This window comes from Anaerosporobacter sp., assembly GCF_965301125.1.
This window is the reverse complement of sequence record NZ_CBDLAM010000240.1, coordinates 1-4,887: the sequence shown is the minus strand read 5'-3', so window position 1 is coordinate 4,887 and position 4,887 is coordinate 1. Positions and strand designations below refer to the sequence as shown.

Annotated in this window: 7 protein-coding genes and 1 pseudogene; all 8 read right to left on the bottom strand. The window is 33.7% G+C overall.

What is annotated here, in order from left to right:
- Positions 1-338 precede the first annotated feature (338 nt).
- A complete protein-coding gene (locus ACW2QF_RS17785) occupies positions 339-512 on the bottom strand; it encodes a hypothetical protein (protein WP_455717359.1) in 174 nt (57 codons plus the stop codon).
- Positions 497-751 carry a hypothetical protein gene (locus tag ACW2QF_RS17780; RefSeq protein ID WP_455717358.1) on the bottom strand — a complete coding sequence of 85 codons (255 nt, stop codon included), beginning with the start codon at positions 749-751 and terminating at the stop codon, positions 497-499. Before ACW2QF_RS17780 ends, ACW2QF_RS17785 begins: the two co-directional genes overlap by 16 nt.
- Positions 751-1,128, bottom strand: a complete 378-nt coding sequence (locus ACW2QF_RS17775; protein ID WP_455717357.1) for a hypothetical protein — start codon at positions 1,126-1,128, stop codon at positions 751-753. Before ACW2QF_RS17775 ends, ACW2QF_RS17780 begins: the two co-directional genes overlap by 1 nt.
- Complete coding sequence (locus tag ACW2QF_RS17770) at positions 1,091-1,234, bottom strand: hypothetical protein (RefSeq protein ID WP_455717356.1); 144 nt, start codon at positions 1,232-1,234, stop codon at positions 1,091-1,093. Before ACW2QF_RS17770 ends, ACW2QF_RS17775 begins: the two co-directional genes overlap by 38 nt.
- Before the next feature lie 179 nt (positions 1,235-1,413).
- Complete coding sequence (locus ACW2QF_RS17765; protein WP_455717360.1) at positions 1,414-1,482, bottom strand: hypothetical protein; 69 nt, start codon at positions 1,480-1,482, stop codon at positions 1,414-1,416.
- A gap of 41 nt (positions 1,483-1,523) precedes the next feature.
- Complete coding sequence (locus ACW2QF_RS17760) at positions 1,524-2,072, bottom strand: hypothetical protein (RefSeq protein ID WP_455717355.1); 549 nt, start codon at positions 2,070-2,072, stop codon at positions 1,524-1,526.
- Between the two features lie 94 nt (positions 2,073-2,166).
- A complete protein-coding gene (locus tag ACW2QF_RS17755; protein ID WP_455717354.1) occupies positions 2,167-4,239 on the bottom strand; it encodes an immunity 26/phosphotriesterase HocA family protein in 2,073 nt (690 codons plus the stop codon).
- Between the two features lie 59 nt (positions 4,240-4,298).
- Positions 4,299-4,490 (bottom strand): annotated as a pseudogene (locus ACW2QF_RS17750) (DUF5991 domain-containing protein); the annotation flags it as partial.
- Positions 4,491-4,887: the final 397 nt, after the last annotated feature.

The following is a 4,887-nucleotide window of genomic DNA, read 5'->3' as shown; positions in this document are numbered from 1 at the left end:
TCGATCATATTTACTATTTAAGTCTATTGGTGCTTTGTCTAGGTTTGTCCATGCCATTGAACCAAATCCCAGTAATACCATTATGAATATTAGTTTTAAATTTTTAATAATAATTCACCTCGTTTAATAAATTCATCTTATTATATTTTACAACTACATACTTTATTTATCAATTATTGTATCAAAAAGGTTTTAATAAAAATATAGAGAAATACGACTAGATTATCGCTAGATTATCGCATTTCTCTATATTTTTATACCAAAAGAAAAACCTCCAAGCGCTAGTCAACTAACCACTCGAAGGTGTATAAATCCATAATAATTATATCAATAAATCACTAAAATGAACGTAAAAGGTCTGCATACCAAAATATTACTTCATCAATACGATATAGCTCAGATTCTTTACAACTTTCACGCCATAATTCTTTATAACTGTGATACCAATATTCTAATCGAACTGATAAACCTGGTCTCGAATGGCTATTCTTTATGGCTACTCTTTGTTCCAAGAGAACGCTGCACCATAGATCATTCCGATCATTGAAAATTCAGGATGATTTACATGACCATAATCTCCCCAGTCTGTATTCAACACACCAATTGCATCATATTGATATGCATAAGTACAGATTCTTTTAATATTCTCATATGCATCAGCGTTGGCATTCACCAATTGATTCCAGCCAATTACACCTGGACAAAGAATTTGTTTCTCCTGGAAGCTCCTTAATAGCAGATGGATAAGCACTAATCACATCCCCCCCAAAACATGGGAATCTTACCTTTTCCTATTAGATGTTCACATATCTTATTAACAAAATCAATATAGATCTGCCTCTCTCCAACTTGGTCAGCCAACGCCTTGCTTCTACCTTTTCCTAAATCAAATGTTTCTTCACCACATAAGTTAAAATACTTCAATGAGAATAACGGCATGTATTCTTCTATCCTACGGATTACAAAATCCATACTTTCTGTGTTGCTAACATCAAGAGTATGATGATCTTGACGGTCAAAGAAAGAAAATGCTGCTTCATTCGAGTTTGGTAACTCACATAAATGTGCGAAAGTCTTTGTACAAAGCACTTTATATAAATGACCGAAACATAGAATACATATATTCATTTGATAACTCTTCATTATAAACAATTGGACACTGATAACCAATTGTAAATACAGCTCCTATCGTTCCTATAGTAGTTTCATGAGGCTTAGGTATTAATTGCAACATGTTTATCCTCCTTTGTATTTTAATCTTCTAAGTACATTATTGACCTCGGAGATGATATCTGTCAATCTGTTTCTGATATTATAGTATAGGTAACCTTTTCCATAAATGTCCCCCTTAATTCAGCAAAGCAACCTTGAATTCAATCATATACGCTCATTATCTTCCGATATATTTTCATCTTACTCCTTTACTTTTGTAAAGTAGACCCTACCGTTGTTCATATTGTTTGGTAATAATGGTTGAATCACTCCCCAATAAGTGTACAATTCAGAGTTTTCTTTTTTAAAACTTAATAAAACTCCAACCGAAAGAATGATCCCTTAACTGTTAATGTTGCAATACCATTAGCGTCAATGATTATGTCCAAATAATCATCGTAATCTTTAAGCTCAAATGATATGCATAAAAATGGCGGTGTCATATTCGGTAAATTTGCCGGTTGCCTATAAATAAAGAACAAATCTTCAAAAGTCGAAACTTGATAGCCTAATTCATTTGGAGGACCAAAGCTTATTATATTTTTTGAATCCATATGTAGTTCTTTATTCAAGTACTTTTCCTTTGTTTCCTTAATAATTCTAGCATTTTCACTCTTTTCAACTTCCGTAGTTGGCTCTGCTCCATGATATTCACTACCTTCGCCTAGATATTCTGTAACTTTCCAAACACCAGAAATAGCAGCAAATTCTTCTGATTCTGTAATTTCTGAGTTTAAGTTATTCTTTTCTTTCTTTGACTTCATAGCCAAAGATGCTACTATGAATAAAAAAGCCATGAGTATGACGACAATAACTACTTTACTTCTTTTTCTTGGTATAATCTCTTTTAACATCTTCATCCTTCTCAACATCTCCAAATTTAAGAATTTAATATGTAATAATAAGTCATGTCATCTGTATCACTCATCCACATGTTGGAATTTTCTTTTGCTATTAGCAATCACCATTACTCGAACTATATATCCAACTAATATAATCAGCTCGTGTTGGCCCACCAAACCTTTCAGCAAAATCATCCAGTGTACAATCTTGTGGCATTCCCAGCTCCTTAGTCACCCTCTCCCTCATTGCTAATTGTCTTGCAATATGTTCCGGCATCTCATCATAGATAGAAATTGCCAAACTTGTTGCAAAACACAGATCCATAGAAACGCCATAATACCCTTCAAACAGATCCTCATATATTTCTGGATTTACTGTAAAATAAGTAAATCCCCAGAATACATCACCTGTCTTTTTATGACATGCGAATCCAAAATCTATGTCTTTTTCTGTTAATTTTTTTCGACCAATGATAGGATAGGTTCCCCATAAAATTTCATTGTCCTGCGCCATATCCATTGGGTACATTGATATATTTTCCAAATCTTCAGGTGTCATGTTTTTGTTCTCTGTAACAATGTTATATTGCCTAAATATAATTGGTTGCGCCATAATACTCTGCATTGGATGTTTTGATGGAACTTTGTCCCATTTTAATACGTCTCGACCAATTCCTAGTATCAATCCATATGTATATGTAGTCGGTGATAAAGCCACTCTGAATACATCTCCAGCTCCAAATTTCACCGTAACTCTTTGTTTTGTATGAAAATCAGAAATCACCTTATCATAATCATCTGGCAAAGATTTGATGTATTCTTCTGTATATCTTACAAAATCCTCTGCTTTCTCTACTTTTCCTTTCGGCAGTGGGAGTTCCTGATCATTCTGGCTATTAAATGAACTTACACAATGAGTATCATTTGCAATTTTAACATGCAACTGTTCCCTCATGTAAGTTGGTGTCATCAGCATAGATGGTGTCCAAGGCTTCTTCTTACCACGGTTAGTCTTTGGAATTAATATAGTTTGATTCTCCGTCTGCTCATTCAAATCAAATTCTAAATAGTAGTTTCCACCTGGCTTCTCGCCCTCTGCCACATACTTTTCCTCAAATATCATTTTCTTAATGGTATTTCCAGCAAAATATATCTCAGAACGTTTATGCAGGTTATATGTAACTGAATACTTAACAACCTTGTCCCACTCAGGTGAAATAGATTCCAGACCATAGTAATATCTCTTCTCATTTACAAGCAAAATACTATATTCTCCATCTTTAAAATATTGTTCTGCTTTTGATTTTTTATTCTCGTTAGGTTTTGTATTTCTTATTACTTCATGACGGATTGCGTGCTCTTTATTAAGTAAATCACCTGTTAGTCCACCAAACACCCGCTTTACCGCATCGTAGTTCACCCCATACTTTCCTCGCCAAAAATGTAGTGGATAGAACAAATCATATTCATATAGAAATTCTTTATTCTGTTCAAGTACAAATTCACTAGCATATCCCTTATGCTCAGGTGTATCGAAAGCACCACAGGCTGCAAGTCCGCCAAGTACTACATATATCTCATTTTTATTTGCAGGCAACACTTTCTCTGTAGTAATCAATTGTTGCAATGCAGCTATCTTATTCGAAGAAGTAAGTTCCTCAACCAAGCCAAAAATTCGATTTAGCATCTGCAAATCATCATCAGTAAAATCAACCTTTGGCAATAGTTGAAACTGCTGCAAATCAAATAATACAAAATCAGCTCTACAAATATCCTGATAACCATCAGGAAAATGACGATACGCATTATAATCGGAGTTCTGAATTTCACACTCTGACTGTTCTGAAGTCATCTTTAATCCGCATATTGCACATCTTCTATATTTCTCATTTTGACCATGAATAACTGCTTTGTGTTCTGGTAATGCCTTTGCATATAAAAGACTCGCTAGAGCAGTACGATATTCATTCGCTCCAGTAGACAGACTATATAAAAATGCACGTATTGTATCGTCTAAATCAATCACACCCGACAAATATTTCACTTCCGCAATTACGTCATTATGCGGAATACTTGTTTGTGGATACAAAACTCCCTGCTCAATTGCATACCGTATTTCCTCATCTGTCAGCGTATCTTTCCACGCCTTATACTTTTTTAGGATCTTTCTTGCTTTAGAATCCATTTTATCCCCCTAATTATTCTGTTTTAACAACCCATTGCCCATTTGACAGAAACCTCACTTTACTCATTTACTTTTGTAAGGTGAACACTACCAGTGTTCATATTGACTGGTAATATTGGTTGAATTCCTCCCCAATAAGTGTACAATTCAGAGTTTTCTTTTTTAAAACTTAATAAAACCTTTCCCTTCTCTATACTCTCTCCCACACTTTCTGATAAATAAGTTACAAAAACCATATCTATGCCTTCTGAATTCCCCTTACATCGGCTTTAATTCTTTGCGACGTTTGATATACATCAATATAAATACCTAAATTCATAATTTCCTATCCAGCCATCTAACTGTTTACTATTTTGTGAAGTTGTTCCCGCTTTTTTGGGTAATTACCAAATCAATAGCAATATTAATACAGTGCATATACAGAAGAAATATTTTAGTTTATGGCTTTTTTGCTTGTTTTGTCTCCTCTATTTTTTACTATTCGAATTCGTCTTTCTTTGTATTAATTCTCCTTAAAATGATAACAGGAGTGTTTCTAAGAAGATGCACCCATTCATATAATTTCCTCTTAATTCCATAAATCAATTATCTTTAAATATTCTTCATAAGATATATCTATTGGAATTACTTTTTTTACAGAATTAATTC

What these genes read in the sequence shown, in the direction of transcription:
- ACW2QF_RS17775 (WP_455717357.1), bottom strand. Translation starts at nt 1,128, where the DNA reads ATGAATATATGTATTCTATGTTTCGGTCATTTATATAAAGTGCTTTGT.
- ACW2QF_RS17770 (WP_455717356.1), bottom strand. Translation starts at nt 1,234, where the DNA reads ATGTTGCAATTAATACCTAAGCCTCATGAAACTACTATAGGAACGATA.
- ACW2QF_RS17760 (WP_455717355.1), bottom strand. Translation starts at nt 2,072, where the DNA reads ATGAAGATGTTAAAAGAGATTATACCAAGAAAAAGAAGTAAAGTAGTT.
- ACW2QF_RS17755 (WP_455717354.1), bottom strand. Translation starts at nt 4,239, where the DNA reads ATGGATTCTAAAGCAAGAAAGATCCTAAAAAAGTATAAGGCGTGGAAA.